12 protein-coding genes are annotated in these 14,572 nt (G+C 62.6%); 7 read left to right on the top strand and 5 right to left on the bottom strand.

Annotation, left to right across the window (positions count from 1 at the left end; genetic code table 11):
• The first annotated feature begins 168 nt into the window (after positions 1-168).
• A complete protein-coding gene (locus AC3CBN_RS10055) occupies positions 169-3,195 on the top strand; it encodes a TonB-dependent receptor domain-containing protein (protein WP_488636705.1) in 3,027 nt (1,008 codons plus the stop codon).
• Positions 3,196-3,365: 170 nt separating this feature from the next.
• Here the strand turns inward: AC3CBN_RS10055 and AC3CBN_RS10060 are convergent, their stop codons facing one another.
• The 5 genes from AC3CBN_RS10060 to AC3CBN_RS10080 form a co-directional block, all read right to left on the bottom strand.
• The gene (locus AC3CBN_RS10060; protein ID WP_488632894.1) at positions 3,366-4,481 is read right to left on the bottom strand and encodes a sterol desaturase family protein; all 1,116 of its coding nucleotides are present in this window, start codon (positions 4,479-4,481) and stop codon (positions 3,366-3,368) included.
• Positions 4,482-4,651: 170 nt separating this feature from the next.
• The gene (gene murU / locus AC3CBN_RS10065; protein ID WP_488632895.1) at positions 4,652-5,365 is read right to left on the bottom strand and encodes an N-acetylmuramate alpha-1-phosphate uridylyltransferase MurU; all 714 of its coding nucleotides are present in this window, start codon (positions 5,363-5,365) and stop codon (positions 4,652-4,654) included.
• On the bottom strand, positions 5,362-6,375 hold the full coding sequence (locus tag AC3CBN_RS10070; RefSeq protein WP_488632896.1) for an aminoglycoside phosphotransferase family protein: 1,014 nt from the start codon (positions 6,373-6,375) through the stop codon (positions 5,362-5,364). Before AC3CBN_RS10070 ends, murU begins: the two co-directional genes overlap by 4 nt.
• A 196-nt stretch (positions 6,376-6,571) precedes the next feature.
• On the bottom strand, positions 6,572-7,906 hold the full coding sequence (locus AC3CBN_RS10075; protein ID WP_488632897.1) for an ammonium transporter: 1,335 nt from the start codon (positions 7,904-7,906) through the stop codon (positions 6,572-6,574).
• Positions 7,896-8,234: a P-II family nitrogen regulator gene (locus tag AC3CBN_RS10080; RefSeq protein WP_488632898.1), complete on the bottom strand. Its 339-nt coding sequence runs from the start codon at positions 8,232-8,234 to the stop codon at positions 7,896-7,898. The genes AC3CBN_RS10075 and AC3CBN_RS10080 overlap by 11 nt, the downstream gene beginning before the upstream one ends.
• 333 nt (positions 8,235-8,567) lie before the next feature.
• Here AC3CBN_RS10080 and AC3CBN_RS10085 point away from each other — a divergent pair, with 333 nt between their 5' ends.
• From AC3CBN_RS10085 to AC3CBN_RS10110, 6 genes are read left to right on the top strand one after another with little or no spacing between them, the layout of a single operon-like run.
• On the top strand, positions 8,568-9,002 hold the full coding sequence (locus tag AC3CBN_RS10085) for an SUF system Fe-S cluster assembly regulator (protein WP_488632899.1): 435 nt from the start codon (positions 8,568-8,570) through the stop codon (positions 9,000-9,002).
• Between the two features lie 48 nt (positions 9,003-9,050).
• Complete coding sequence (gene sufB, locus AC3CBN_RS10090; protein WP_488632900.1) at positions 9,051-10,529, top strand: Fe-S cluster assembly protein SufB; 1,479 nt, start codon at positions 9,051-9,053, stop codon at positions 10,527-10,529.
• Positions 10,526-11,164, top strand: coding sequence for a class I SAM-dependent methyltransferase (locus tag AC3CBN_RS10095; RefSeq protein ID WP_488632901.1), 639 nt, complete (start codon positions 10,526-10,528; stop codon positions 11,162-11,164). The genes sufB and AC3CBN_RS10095 overlap by 4 nt, the downstream gene beginning before the upstream one ends.
• Before the next feature lie 18 nt (positions 11,165-11,182).
• Positions 11,183-11,953, top strand: coding sequence for a Fe-S cluster assembly ATPase SufC (gene sufC / locus AC3CBN_RS10100; RefSeq protein ID WP_488632902.1), 771 nt, complete (start codon positions 11,183-11,185; stop codon positions 11,951-11,953).
• Positions 11,950-13,269, top strand: a complete 1,320-nt coding sequence (gene sufD / locus AC3CBN_RS10105) for a Fe-S cluster assembly protein SufD (protein ID WP_488632903.1) — start codon at positions 11,950-11,952, stop codon at positions 13,267-13,269. The genes sufC and sufD overlap by 4 nt, the downstream gene beginning before the upstream one ends.
• 35 nt (positions 13,270-13,304) lie before the next feature.
• Entirely contained in the window at positions 13,305-14,552 is a 1,248-nt protein-coding gene (locus AC3CBN_RS10110; protein WP_488632904.1) for a cysteine desulfurase, read from the top strand.
• Positions 14,553-14,572 lie beyond the last annotated feature (20 nt).

The raw sequence follows: 14,572 nt of genomic DNA on the forward strand, positions 1-14,572 counted from the left end.
CGCAAGCACTTTCGGTGTCGCGGCGGGGGAGGCGCGGTTCTGCGGGGGGGCCTGACAGACCGCACCAAGTAGGTAACTCACGACCGATCGTCCCGCGGACGACCGGCACGGTTTCGTTTTGCCCATTTTCAGGGCTGTTACGGGGAGATCCATTAGATGAGCTTTCGTATGTTGAATCGCGCCGTGGTGTTGCGTCGCTCGACGCTCGCTGCTGCGTTGACCATAGGCCTGGCAGGCGTTGCCTTCGCCCAGTCCACCACCGGTACCATTTTCGGCCAGGCCGAAGCCGGCGAGACAGTCACCGTCGCCGGCTCCACCGGCATCAGCCGTTCGGCTGCGGTGGATGCTTCGGGTCGCTACCGCATCAGCAACCTGCCGCTGGGGACCTATTCGGTGACCCTGCAGAAGGCTGGCGCGACGGTCGACACGCGCAACAACGTGGCGATCACGGTGAACGCGGGTACTGAAGTGTCGTTCGTCGCTGCCAACGCCCAGTCGCTGGCGTCGGTTACCGTGACGGCGAACGCGCTGCCGGCCATCGATGTGTCGTCAGTGGATTCGCGCACGGTCATTACGTCCGACATGCTCGACCGCTTGCCGCTGGCCCGTACCGCCGAGTCGATCGCGCTGCTGGCGCCTGGCGTGGTGCAGGGTAGCGATTACTTCCAGGGCCAGAAGGCCGGCTCGTCCGTGGTGTCGTTCGGCGGTTCCTCGGTAACCGAGAACGCGTACTACATCAACGGCTACAACACGACCGATCCACTGAGCAGCCTGGGTGGTATTGGCCTGCCGTATGGCGCGATCGATCAGCAGGAAATCTACACCGGCGGTTACAGCGCGATGTACGGTCGCTCCGACGGCGGCGTCATCAGCCAGGTCGGCAAGCGCGGTTCCAATGACTGGCACTTCGGTGGCCAGGTGATGTGGTCGCCGAAGTTCCTCGCCGAAGACCCGAAGAACGCGCTGTACCCGAACAATGCGCTGCCGGCGGGCTATGCCTACACCGACGACTCGCTGCCGGGCACGACCTACCGTGCGCGCAAGGGCAATGCGAAGTGGAATACCACCTATGACGCCTACGTCGGCGGTCCGCTGATCAAGGACAAGCTGTTCTTGTTCGTGGCTGCCGAAGCTGAGAAGCAGGAAGGCAAGTCGACCTCGACCTCGTTCTCCGCCCAGCCTGCCAATACGTATTACACGTACAAGCTGCCCAAGTACTACGCAAAGCTGGACTGGAACATCAACGACAGCAACATCTTCGAGTTGACCGGCATCTCCAACAAGACGGAGTACGCCGGCGGCAAGTACGCCTACGACTACGACACGGGCAAGGATGGCGAGTTCATCGGCAACGATACGTCGACCAAGACCGGTTCGGACATCTACATTGCCAAGTACACCAGCTACATCACTGACGACCTGACGTTCTCGGCTACCTATGGCCAGAACCGTGCGATCGACTACTCGAATATTCCGGGCGTCGATCCGAACCTGGTGTACCTGAGCGCGCCGACCAACCAGGATCCGGCGATTACCGGTGGCACGCCGATCTACAACGGCAACACCATCCTGTACGCCAAGAACCCGAATGCCAAGAACAAGACCCACGGCCTGCGCCTCGATCTCGAGTACAAGCTGGGTGACCACACGCTGGCCGCCGGTGTCGACAACATGCACTATTCCGCGACCGACGAAGGCCAGCAGGTGAGCGGTCCGGCCTATGCGTGGCTCTATGGCCACACGTCGCGACCGAACAGCCCGCTGTCCCCTGGCCAGGGCGTGGGCGCGCCGGGCGGTAACGGGTACTACGTGCGCAAGTACATCTTCACCACCACCACCAGCATGTCGGTGGACCAGAAGGCGCAGTACCTGGAAGACCGCTGGCAGATCAACGACAAGTTCCTGTTGAGCCTGGGTATTCGCAACGACCAGTTCACCAACTACAACAGCGTTGGCAAGGCATACGTCGACAACAACAACCAGTGGGCGCCGCGCCTGGGCTTCAGCTGGGACGTGTTCGGCGACTCCACCTTCAAGGTGTTCGGTAACCTCGGCCGTTACTACCTCGCCCTGCCGAACAGCGTGGCGATCCGTGGTGCCTCCGCTTCGACCTACACCTTTGAGTACTTCACATACTCCGGCATCGACGCCAACGGCAACCCGACCGGCCTGAACCCGATCGGCCCGGGCCCGGTGTCGACCAACGGTGAATATGGCCAGGCGCCGGACGCCAAGACGGTGACCGCCAGCAACCTGAAGTCGCAGTATCAGGACGAAGCCATTCTCGGCTTCAGCAAGATGCTGGGTGCCGACTGGGTGTTTGGTGCGAAGGGAACGATCCGCAAGCTGCAAACCGCTATCGACGACGTTTGCGATACCGATCCGCTGATCAACAAGGCGATCGCGCAGGGCATCGATCCGGATTCGGTCATGCTTCCGAACAGCTGCCTTATCTTCAACCCGGGTGAGAACAACAGCTTCCTGCTGGCCAAGGTTGACGGTTCGGGCTACGAGAAGGTGAACATGTCCACCAAGGATTGGGGCTTCAGCTCCGGTGCGAAGCGCAAGTACGTCGCGCTGGACCTGTTTCTGGAGCATCCGTTTGACGGCAAGTGGCAGGCTCGTGTGGATTACACGTTCTCGCGCAGCTACGGCAACACGGAAGGTCAGGTGCTCTCGACCGTGGGTCAGGACGACGTCTCCAAGACGCAGGACTGGGATTCGGCTCCGCTGATGGTCAACAGCAACGGCGTGCTTTCGAACGACCGCACGCACCAGCTGAAGGCCTACGGCAGCTACATGGTCTCGCCGGAGTGGATGGTGTCGGGCGCACTGCGCGTGATGTCCGGCGCACCGAAGGCCTGCCTGGGCTACTACGGTCCGGATAACGACGACCCGACCGCGGGTTACGGCTCATCCTACCGCTGGTGCAACGGCAAGCCGTCGACCCTGGGCACCAACGGTCGCCTGCCGTGGCAGAAGATCGTTGACCTGGGTGTGACTTATCGTCCGGACTTTGCCGGAAACAAGCTTGCCTTCAGCTTCAACATCTTCAACGTGTTCAATGAGCGCAAGCCGACCGTGCTGGATGCGACGTACGAGGATTCCCCGTTCACCGTCTCCAACACCTATGGTGCGACGCTGTACCAGACCACGCCGCGCTATGGACGTTTTGCGGTGTCGTACGACTTCTAAGGCCCCAAGGCCGGTCGCCAGACCGGCTTCCCCACACGGTGTCACCTCCCGGTACCGTGTGGTGGTTTTAGGCGCGACGAATTTGTCAGCGTACTTTTCTCGCCGCCGGTCATTCCGGCGGTTTTTTTTGCAAGATGAGGCGTGCCGTACACCTCTGTGACGCGGTTGCCTCAGGCGCTTTCCGTCACCGGCAGCGTCGGTCCGGCCGCTTCATCGTCCGGTGCCTTGTGTGACGCCGGCTGCATCACGTGGTGTCCCAGCGCATGCAGATCGAGCTGATCCACCGGGATCGGCACGTAGTTGGGGCCGAAAGCGACCTCGCCAAACTTCCATCCCGCCGGGCTGCGCACCGCACCCCAAAAACGCTTGAACGCGTTCCAGTGCAGGCCGATCAGGTTGCGATTGTTGTCGTCATCGACCATCGGGTCGCCTACGCCGGTGGGGCGCAGTGGTTCGTTGTAGAGCGCGGTGCCGAACAGCACGTCCCATACGGAAAGCACCTGACCGAAGTTGCAGTTGTGCAGCTTGGGACGGGTGGGATCCACCAGCATGTGGTGCAGACGGTGGAACTTGGGCGCCACGAACACGTGATTGAACACCGGGCCAAAGCCGATACGCACGTTCGCATGCGAGAAGTTCTGCACCAGCTCGCCCACCAGCACCAGCCACGCGAACTGGTCCGGCTCCACGCCCATCACGATGCCGACCGTCGCGAGAATCATCGACTGCAGGAAGCCGTCGATCAGGCTGCCGCGATCGTTGGTCCAGCAACTCATCTGCCGCGTGCTGTGATGCATGCTGTGCAGCGCCCACCACCAGGGCAGTGCGTGTTGCAGGCGATGCATCCAGTAGTACGTGAAGTCGTAGATCACGTAGTAGCACGCAAACAGCAGCAGCGGATGCTGCTTCAGCATCGGGAACCAATGCGTGATGGCGAGCGGCGATGCGCTGGCGTCGCTGGGGCCAGTGTCGGGTCCGCCGAAGTAGTTGGCGATCGGTGTAAGCACCAGATAGCTGAAGATGGGAAAGATCCCCACCAGCATCAGCAACGTGTACTGGAAATCGACGCGAGTGAGCTTGCGATCGGTCCACTTCTCCGCCGGCAACACGCTTTCCAGCGGGCGGAAGATCAAGCCGATGATGCACAGCTGCAGCGTGGCAATCAGCAGCGATTCGGCGATGTCGTTCGGATCGCCCGCCAGCCCTTCGAGGTGCAGAAACTGCAGCAACGGAAGCACGCCATGGCTGCTGAACCAGCTGACCAGGTGAGACCACAGTTCGGACATCGTTGATACCTTGCACGGAGAACGGGGCGGCCCTGCAAGCGGGATGTCGGCGCAAGCAGCCGGTGGTCCGGCATGTGGCGGTGCTGCGCTCTACAGAACCGAGGAGTTCAGGATACCGCCGGTCACCGAAAGCATCCAGCCGGCAGGATCTTGCGCGCCTTACCTTTCGCTCAGCTGGCAGCGCGCAGGCGTGCGTCCAACTCGTCCAGGCGCTGCGGCGTGCCGACATCCGTCCATGCACCGCTGTGGTGCGAGCCGCTGAGCTTGTCTTGCGCCATGGCGTGGCGAAGCAGCGGCACCAGCTTGAAGGCAGGCGGCTTGTGATCTGTGCCCTCTACATGACCGATGACATCGCGCCAGCCATCGAGCAGTTCGCGGCGATACACGCCAAGGCCGCTGTACGTGAGGCGCGGCTGCGAGTCGTCATCGTGCAGCACCCCGTGTTCGTCGAGCGAAAAATCACCGCGCGGGTGATGCTCCGGGTTGTTCACCATGACCAGATGCGCCAGGCCGCGCGGCTCGGCGGGAAGAAGGGCGAAGTCGGCGTCCGTCCAGATGTCGCCGTTCACCGCGATGAATGGCTCGGGTCCGAGCAGGCTGAGCGCGTTGAGCATGCCGCCACCGGTTTCCAGTGGCATGGGCCCTTCATAGGCGTAACGGATGCGCAGCCCCCAGCGCGAACCATCGCCCAGTGTCTCAGGGAACTGTTCGGCGAGGTGCGAGGTGTTGATCACCACGTAGTGCACGTCGATGGCGGCAAGCTTTTCCAGATGCCATTCGATCAGCGGTTTTCCGCCCACCGACAACAGCGGCTTGGGCGTGCGATCGGTGAGCGGGCGCATGCGCTCGCCCAGGCCCGCGGCAAAAATCAGTGCACGCCTCATGTGGCGGCAACCTGGGTCAGGTCGCGCCCTTGCGCATGGCGTTCAAGCAGCGCGACGAAATCGGCCAGTTCGGGATAACTGCGCGCGACCGAAACAACGTAGTGATAAACGCGCGGAACGTCGGCGAGATAGCCCGGTTTACCGTCGCGATACCACAAGCGATAGAACTGGCCGAGCACGCGGATATGACGGTGCATGCCGGTGAGATCGAACCAGCGCAGGAAACGCTCCGGCGTGATGTCGTCGCCGATCATGTCGGCGTTACGCAGTCGCTGCCGGTAAGACTCCACCCAACCTTCGACGCGCTCGCGCGGCCAGGTGATATAGGCATCGCGCAACAGCGAGGCGAGGTCGTAAGTGATGGGGCCGGCAAGCGCGCCCTGGAAATCGATGATGCCGGGGTTGTTGTCATCAACGATCAGCAGGTTGCGGCTGTGGTAATCGCGATGCACGAAGCAACGAGGCTGTTGCATCGCGTTGCGGATCACCACGTCGAAGGCCGCTTCCAGCACGTCCCATTCGTCGCAGCTCGGTGTGTGGCCAAGGTGCCGCCCGAGAAACCATTCCGGCATCACTTCGAGCCCGCGCACCAGCATCGCGTGATCGAACGGCGGCAGGTCGCTATGGTCCATGCGCGTTTGCATACGCAGTAGCGCGTCCATGGCGTCGCCGTAGAGCTTGTCCGCGCTTTCGTCGTTCAATGCTGGCAGGTACAGGCGCGTGCCGAGATCCTCGATCAGCAGGAAGCCTTGCTCCAGATCGTGCGCACGTACGGCGGGCACATGTAGCCCAGCGGCAGAGAGACGTTCCCCCATCGCCAGCCAGGGACGTGGATCTTCCAGTGCTGGCGGTGAGTCCATCACGATCCAGCTGATGCTGTCGTGGTGCGTGCGCCAGTAGCTGCGAAAGCTGGCGTCGGACGAGGCAGGCTCAAGCGTGAGCGTGGTGTCGCCGAGAGCGGAACGAGTCCAGGCAAGTCGGGCGGCGGCGCGGTCGGAAGCGGTGGTCATGGCGTGCTGCAAGTGGCGATGCGGTGCAGCTTAGCGGCTCTTTGCCTTGGCTTCCTCTCCCCGGTAGTGAGAGGATTGAGGTGAGAGGCGGGTGCTTGCGTGAGAGTTTCAACAAAGCGCGCTCGGAAACTGCCTTTCCGCAAGATTGACCCCTCACCCCAACCCTCTCCCCTCTGGGGAGAGGGAGGTCAGTGGCTCACGACAGGTTGTAAGCCTTCTCTTCGTGCAGCGCGAGATCGAGGCCGATCTGTTCCTGTTCCTCATCCACGCGCAGGCCAAGCGTCCAGTCGATCAGCTTGAGTATCACCAGGCTCAGCACGGCGCTCCATGCGATGGTGAAGCCCACGCCCTTGGCCTGGATCCACAGCTGTCCCCACAACGACTCAACATTGCCGAAGCCGCCAAGCTTGGGCGAGGCCAACGGACCAGTGAGCAGCGCGCCGACGATGCCGGCGATGGCGTGTACACCAAACACGTCGAGCGAGTCGTCATAGCCGAGCTTGTGCTTGAGGCGCGTGGCGCTGAAGAAACAGATGACACCGGCGATGAGGCCAAGCACGAGCGCACCACCGGGACCGGCCGTACCGGCGGCCGGCGTCACGGCGACCAGTCCCGCCACCGCACCTGACACGATGCCCAGCACACTCGGCCGTCCATGCGCGATCCACTCGGCGCCAAGCCAACCCAGCGCTGCCGCAGCGGTCGCCACCTGGGTTACCAGCATCGCCATGCCGGCGCTGCCATTGGCCGCCACGGCCGAACCCGCGTTGAAGCCAAACCAGCCCAGCCACAACAGGCTAGCGCCCACCACGGTGTAACCGAGGTTGTGCGGCGGCATCGGCACATTCGGGTAGCCGCGGCGTTTGCCGATGACCAGGCAGGCGATAAGGCCGGCGATACCGGCATTGATGTGCACCACGGTACCGCCGGCGAAGTCGAGCACGCCCAGGTCGCCCAGCAGCGAGCCCGGTCCGCTCCACACCATGTGCGCCACCGGCAGGTAGACGACGGTGAGCCAAAGCCCGCTGAACCACAGCAACGCACTGAACTTCATGCGCTCGGCGAAGGCACCGATGATCAGCGCTGGTGTGATGATGGCGAACGTGAGCTGGAACATCACGAACACGCTTTCCGGCACCGTCTGGTAGCGCGAATCCGGCTTGAGGCCAGCGAGCAACACGCGGTCCAGTCCGCCGATGAACGAGTGCAGGTTGGTGACGCCCGCTTGCATGCCTTCGGTGCTGAAAGCCAGCGAGTAGCCGTAGAACAGCCAGAGCACCGTGACAAGTGCGGTGATGGCGAAGCACTGCATCAATATCGACAGCAGGTTCTTGGCACGCACCATGCCGCCGTAGAACAGCGCCAGACCCGGGATCGTCATCAGTAGTACGAGCGCCGTGGCGGTGAGCATCCAGGCGGTGTCGCCGCTATCGATATGCGTGGGTGCTGAGGCCTGCGCCCAGGCTGGCGAAATCGCGAGCCATCCCATTAGGACAAGGAAGGTCTTGCCGGTCTTCATGTCAAAGCGCATCGACGTCCACCTCCTGCGTGCGGATGCGGATGGCCTGTTCCAGCTCGCTGACGAAGATCTTGCCGTCGCCGATCTTGCCGGTGCGCGCGGCGCCCATGATGGCCTCGATGGCGTGCTCGAGCTGCTGATCGGCTACAGCCACTTCCAGCTTCAGCTTGGGCAGGAAATCCACGACGTACTCGGCCCCGCGATACAGCTCGGTGTGCCCGTGCTGCCGGCCAAACCCTTTCACCTCGGTGACGGTCATGCCCGTCACGCCCGCGTCAGTCAGCGCCTGGCGCACATCGTCCAGCGTGAACGGTTTGATGATGGCCGTGATCCACTTCATCCCCAAAGCTCCCCATGCCGTAGATATGTGGCGGTGCAGCACGATGCGTGCCATCACGATTGAACTCGGTATCTGGGCACTCGTTGCCGTCATTCCTGCGAAAGCAGGAATCCAGTGATTTCAACGAGTTGCGAAAGGCGCTGGATCCCTGCGTGCGCAGGAATGACGGTGAGGACGGTTGGATGGTCGAGTGAGACTGGACGCCTTCATTGCCCAAAAGCAGGGCGCCGCAGCAAGCCATCGCCCATTTTTGGTGCAGCGCCGCGGTTTGACCGCCGATGGATTAATCAGTACCATTTTGGTCCCGATTCCCGAAGTCTCCGGCCGCTTCCCATGCTTCGTGTCAGCCGCCTCACCGACTACGCCACGGCGGTGATGACCTGCATCGCCGCGCATCCCGACGACGTGCTCAGCACGGCGCAGATCGCCGATGAGGCACGACTGGAACTGCCTACCGTGAGCAAGCTGCTGAAGTCGCTGGGTCACGCCGGGCTGGTGGAATCGTTCCGTGGCGTGAATGGCGGCTATCGGCTGGCGCGTCCGGCCGTCGAGATATCCCTGGCGCAGATTGTCGAAGCGCTGGAAGGCCCTATTGGCATGACCGAATGCAGCCTCGCCGACGGACAGTGCGATCGCGAGTCGCAATGCGGCGTGCGATCCAACTGGCAACACGTCAACGGCGTGGTAGACCGCGCGCTGCGCGCCATCAGCCTGTCCGACATGCTCAAACCACCCAGTCGTCGCATCGACGCGACCCTCATCGGATGACCTGACAGCTCATTCCGCGACCGCCCTGACGACGACACGAAGACGATCATGACTACCGAAACCACCGACCGCAGCGACATCTCCGCCACGCTCCGCGACAACGCCGAAGTTGCCGAGGCGCTGGGCCGTCGCTATGAAGCCGGTTTCGTCACCGACATCGAAACCGACAGCCTGCCGCCCGGCCTGTCCGAAGACATCATCCGCCAGCTGTCCGCCATCAAGCAGGAGCCGGAATGGATGACCGAGTGGCGCCTCAAGGCGTATCGCCATTGGCTCACCATGCCGACACCGGACTGGGCCAAGCTCAAATTGAGTCCGATCGATTACCAGTCGATCAGCTACTACGCCGCGCCCAAGCAGGGCCCGAAGTCACTGGACGAGGTTGATCCGAAGCTGCTCGAAACCTACGAGAAGCTAGGCGTGCCGCTGCACGAGCGGGCCAAGCTCGCGGGCGTGGCAGTGGATGCCGTGTTCGATTCAGTGTCCGTGGGCACCACCTTCCGCAAGGAGCTGGCCGAAGCCGGCGTGATCTTCTGCTCGATGAGCGAAGCGATCCGCGAGCACGGCGACCTGGTGCAGCAATATCTCGGCAGTGTGGTGCCAACGGGTGACAACTATTTCGCCGCGTTGAACTCGGCCGTGTTCTCCGATGGCTCGTTCGTATTCATCCCCAAGGGCGTGCGTTGCCCGATGGAGCTGAGCACGTACTTCCGCATCAACGCGATCAACACCGGGCAGTTCGAGCGCACCCTGATCATCGCGGAAGATGGCGCCTACGTGTCCTACCTCGAAGGTTGCACCGCGCCCATGCGCGACGAGAACCAGCTGCACGCGGCCGTGGTGGAGCTGGTGGCGCTGGAAAAAGCGCAGATCAAGTATTCCACCGTGCAGAACTGGTACCCGGGCGACGAGAACGGCGTCGGCGGCATCTACAACTTCGTGACCAAGCGCGGTGATTGTCGCGGTGACGATTCGAAGATCTCCTGGACGCAGGTGGAAACCGGTTCGGCGATTACCTGGAAGTACCCCAGCTGTGTGTTGCGCGGCGATCGCTCGGTAGGCGAGTTCTACTCGGTGGCGCTCACGCACCATCGCCAGCAGGCCGACACCGGTACCAAGATGATCCACATCGGCAAGGGCACCAAGTCCAAGATCATCTCCAAGGGCATCAGCGCCGGCCGTAGCAACAACAGCTACCGCGGCCTGGTGAAGGTCGAGAAGGGTGCCGAAGGCGCGCGCAACTACACGCAGTGTGATTCGCTGCTGATCGGTAAGAAGTGCGGCGCACACACTTTCCCGTATATTGAAGTGAAAAACCCCACCGCCATCGTCGAGCACGAGGCCACCACGTCCAAGATTTCCGACGACCAGCTGTTCTATTGCCGCAGCCGCGGCATTGGCGAGGAAGACGCCGTGTCGATGATCGTCGACGGGTTCTGCAAGCAGGTGTTCCGCGAACTGCCGATGGAATTCGCGGTGGAAGCGAAGAAGCTGCTCGAAGTGTCGCTGGAAGGTGCGGTGGGATGAGTTCGCTCCGGCAATCGCATTGGGATGCGGTGTACAGCGAGAAAAATGCGGTGCAGACCAGCTGGTTCCGCCCGCATCTCGACGAGTCGCTGCGGCTGATCGATGCGCTGGACGTGTCGCGTGAACAACCCGTGCTGGATGTTGGCGGCGGTCGCTCCACCTTGGTCGATGATCTGATGGCACGCGGCTTCGGCGATGTCAGCGTGCTGGATCTTTCCGCCGTTGCGATGGCAGAGGCACAGCAGCGGCTTGGCGTACAGGCGCATCCGGTGCACTGGATCGTCGGTGACGTCACCGACGCTGAGCTGCCCGTTGCGCACTACGCTCTGTGGCACGATCGCGCCGTCTTTCATTTTCTTGCCGATGCCGCCGAGCAGGCACGCTACGTCGCTGCGATCGAACGCGCGATTCTGCCGGGTGGCTACGCGGTGATCGCCACCTTCGCCGCCGATGGCCCGGAACGTTGCAGCGGGCTTTCTGTGGCGCGCTACGACGCGGCGTCACTGGCGTCGATGTTTTCACCATCATTCACCCTTATCACCCATGGCCGCGATGTGCATCACACGCCGTCGGGCAATGAACAAGCCTTCACCTATGTCGTGCTGCAGCGTCGCAGCGACGACACCGGCGTTTGACATAAGCGAGTACCGAACATGCTGAAGATCGAAAACCTGCACGCCCGCGTCGAGGGCAAGGACATTCTCAAAGGCCTCACGCTCACCGTGAACGCGGGCGAGGTGCACGCGATCATGGGACCGAACGGCGCCGGCAAATCCACGCTGGGCAATGTGCTGTCCGGTCGTGACGGTTACGAAGTGACAGAAGGTTCGGTGACGTTCAACGGCGTCGACCTGCTGGCGATGGAACCGGAAGCGCGTGCCGCTGCCGGTGTGTTCCTGGCGTTCCAGTATCCGGTCGAAATTCCCGGCGTGAACAACACCTACTTCCTGCGCGCCGCGCTCAACGCGCAGCGCAAGCAGCGCGGCGAGAAGGAACTCGACTCCATGCAGTTTCTCAAGCTGGTGCGCGAGAAGCTCAAGATCATGCAGATCTCCGATGAGCTGCTGCATCGTGCAGTGAACGAGGGTTTCTCCGGCGGCGAGAAGAAGCGCAACGAGATCTTCCAGATGGCCGTGCTGGAGCCGAAGCTGGCGATCCTGGACGAAACCGATTCGGGCCTGGACATCGATGCGCTCAAGCAGGTGGCACAGGGCGTGAACGCGCTGCGCTCGTCCGAGCGTGGTTTCCTGATCATCACTCACTATCAGCGTCTGCTCGACTATATCGAGCCGGATTTCGTTCACGTGCTGGCCGATGGCCGCATCGTGGAGAGCGGTGACAAGTCGTTGGCGTTGAAGCTGGAAGAGCACGGCTACGCTTGGGTGGCCGAAAAGGATCCCGCGCTGACCGGAGCCTCGGCATGAGCGAGCCGCAGCGCACGCCTTTTGTCGACTCGCTGCTTGAGGCGGCAGCGCAGGCGCGCTTGCCCGGTGACTCGATCGCCTGGCTGGAAGCGGCACGCCGCGAGAATCTCGAAGCCTTCGCCGCGGCAGGTCTTCCTGATACGCGAATGGAGGCCTGGAAGTACACCGCGCTGCGCGCGCTGGGCCAGCGTCGATTTTTGCCGGGTGATGCCGAGGCTGCCACGCGTGTGGTTGACGCGGCCGCCATGGCGTTGCCAGGCGTCGATGGTCCCGCACTGGTATTCGTCAACGGCGTGTTCCGTGCGGATTTATCGCGCGTGGATGCACTGCCTGCCGGCCTCGCCCTGAAGCCGCTGTCGCAGGCGCTGCAGAGCGATGCCGAACCGCTGCGCTTCGCGCTGTCGCGTCACTACCGCGAAGGGGGTGACGTCTTTGCGCGCCTCAACGCCGCGTTGGCCGGTGATGGTGTCGTGCTGCGGGTCGCCGCTGGCGCGAAGATCATGCAGCCGGTGTATCTCCTGTTTATCGGTGCACCTGCCGAGGGCGACATTGCATGGCACGTTCGCCACGTGATCGAGCTGGGCGAGGGTGCCGAACTTTCGCTAGTGGAGCATCACGCTTCCAGTGGCGCGCAGCAGCACCTGGGTACGCAGGTTTCCGACATGGTGCTTCGCAAGGGCGCTCAGCTTCGTCATGTCACGCTGCAGGTTGCGGCGGCGGGGAGCACCCTGGTTCGCCACGACACCTTGCAACTGGATGCAGAGGCACGGGCGTCGCTCTACGTGCTCGAACTGGGTGGCTCGCTGGTTCGCCATGATTTGCACGCGACGCTTGCAGGCGACCACTCTCGGCTGGAGACGCGCGGCGTGTTCGTGCTCAGCGGTCGCCAGCATGTGGACACCCAGATGGCCATTCGTCATCAGGCCCTCAACACGGCGTCGGATTCGGTGTGGCGCGGCGTGGCCGACCAGCGATCGCGCGGTGTATTCCGTGGCGCCATCGTGGTGGCCGAAGGTGCCGACGGTAGCGACGCAAACCTGAGCAGCAAGAATCTCCTGCTTTCTGGCCAGGCCGAGATCGACACCAAGCCCGAGCTGGAAATCTACGCAGACGAAGTGAAGGCGGCGCACGGTGCTACGGTGGGCCAGCTCGACGAGCGCTCGCTGTTCTACATGCGCTCGCGCGGCATTCCGTTGACTGAGGCGCGCTCCATGCTCACCGCGGCCTTCTGCCGCGCCGTGTTTGAGCCGCTGTCCAATGAAAGCCTGCGCGAGCACCTCGATCATCAGCTGATGGCTCACCTGCCTTCTGCTTAAAAGCTGATAGCTGGCAACAAGGCGAAATCAAACCGATGAACGCACAGACCAAACCGCTCCCCACCGTGTTCGACGTGCAGCGCATCCGCGCCGATTTTCCCTTGCTGTCGCGCACCGTGCACGACAAGCCGCTGATTTATTTCGACAACGCCAACACCAGCCAGAAGCCGGCCAGCGTGATCGAGGCGGTGAACAATCACTACCGCGAACACAATGCCAACGTGTCGCGCGCGGTGCATCTGCTCGGCGAGGAGGCCACCGAGGCCTATGAAGGTTCGCGCGACAAGCTGGCGCGTTTCATCAACGCCGGTTCGCGTAATGAGTTGGTGCTGACTTCAGGCACGACGCAGTCGATCAATCTGGTCGCATACAGCTACGCGCTGCCGCGTCTGAAGGCGGGCGATGCCATCCTCACCACGGTGATGGAGCATCACGCCAATATCGTGCCGTGGCAGCTGGTGGCAGCTCGCAGCGGCGCGACGGTGAAGGCAGCGCCGATCAATGAGCTTGGCGAGCTGATCGTCGAGAAGTTCATCGAGATGCTGACGCCGGAAGTGAAGCTGGCTTGCGTCACGCATGTTTCCAACGTGCTCGGCACGGTGAATCCCGTGCGCGAGATCGCAAAGGAATGCCGCAAGCGCGGTATCCCACTGCTGGTGGACGGATCGCAGGCCGTGCCGCATCGCCCCGTCGATGTGCAGGCGTTGGGCTGCGATTTCTACGCGCTCACCGGCCACAAGATGCTGTCGCCCACCGGCACCGGTGCATTGTGGGCGCGCAAAGAACATCTGGAAGCCATGCCGCCGTTCTTCGGTGGTGGCGAGATGATCCGCGAGGTGCGCTTCGACGGCACGACATTTGCCGAGCCGCCGCACAAGTTCGAGGCAGGCACCCCCAATATTGCCGGTTTCGTCGGCCTGAGCGCCGCCATCGATTACTACGATTCCATCGGCTTCGATGCCATTCACGCATGGGAGCAGCAGTTGCTTGCCTATGCGACGGAGCGTCTGCGTGAGATTCCGGGCCTTCGCCTGTTCGGCGAAGCGAAGGAAAAGGAACCGGTGATCTCGTTTCTGATCGAAGGTGCACAAGCCACCGACCTGGCCACGCTGCTCGACCTGCAAGGCGTGGCCGTTCGCTCCGGCCACCATTGCGCGCATCCGCTGATGCAGCACTTCAAGGTGCCGGCCACGCTGCGCGCCTCGCTGGCGTTCTACAACACGCGCGAAGAAATTGACGCGTTCATCACCGCCTTGCTCAAGGTGCGCAAGCTGCTTATGTGAGGGGCTTGCCGCCGGGTTGC

The sequence above is a fragment of the Dyella sp. OK584 genome (genome assembly GCF_057787755.1).

Bases quoted from the DNA above. Each gene is read 5' to 3' on its own strand.
- AC3CBN_RS10070 (WP_488632896.1), bottom strand. From the start codon at position 6,375: ATGACCACCGCTTCCGACCGCGCCGCCGCCCGACTTGCCTGGACTCGT.
- sufC (WP_488632902.1), top strand. From the start codon at position 11,183: ATGCTGAAGATCGAAAACCTGCACGCCCGCGTCGAGGGCAAGGACATT.
- AC3CBN_RS10110 (WP_488632904.1), top strand. From the start codon at position 13,305: ATGAACGCACAGACCAAACCGCTCCCCACCGTGTTCGACGTGCAGCGC.
- AC3CBN_RS10095 (WP_488632901.1), top strand. From the start codon at position 10,526: ATGAGTTCGCTCCGGCAATCGCATTGGGATGCGGTGTACAGCGAGAAA.
- sufD (WP_488632903.1), top strand. From the start codon at position 11,950: ATGAGCGAGCCGCAGCGCACGCCTTTTGTCGACTCGCTGCTTGAGGCG.
- AC3CBN_RS10075 (WP_488632897.1), bottom strand. From the start codon at position 7,906: ATGCGCTTTGACATGAAGACCGGCAAGACCTTCCTTGTCCTAATGGGA.
- murU (WP_488632895.1), bottom strand. From the start codon at position 5,365: ATGAGGCGTGCACTGATTTTTGCCGCGGGCCTGGGCGAGCGCATGCGC.
- AC3CBN_RS10085 (WP_488632899.1), top strand. From the start codon at position 8,568: ATGCTTCGTGTCAGCCGCCTCACCGACTACGCCACGGCGGTGATGACC.
- AC3CBN_RS10060 (WP_488632894.1), bottom strand. From the start codon at position 4,481: ATGTCCGAACTGTGGTCTCACCTGGTCAGCTGGTTCAGCAGCCATGGC.
- sufB (WP_488632900.1), top strand. From the start codon at position 9,051: ATGACTACCGAAACCACCGACCGCAGCGACATCTCCGCCACGCTCCGC.
- AC3CBN_RS10055 (WP_488636705.1), top strand. From the start codon at position 169: ATGTTGAATCGCGCCGTGGTGTTGCGTCGCTCGACGCTCGCTGCTGCG.
- AC3CBN_RS10080 (WP_488632898.1), bottom strand. From the start codon at position 8,234: ATGAAGTGGATCACGGCCATCATCAAACCGTTCACGCTGGACGATGTG.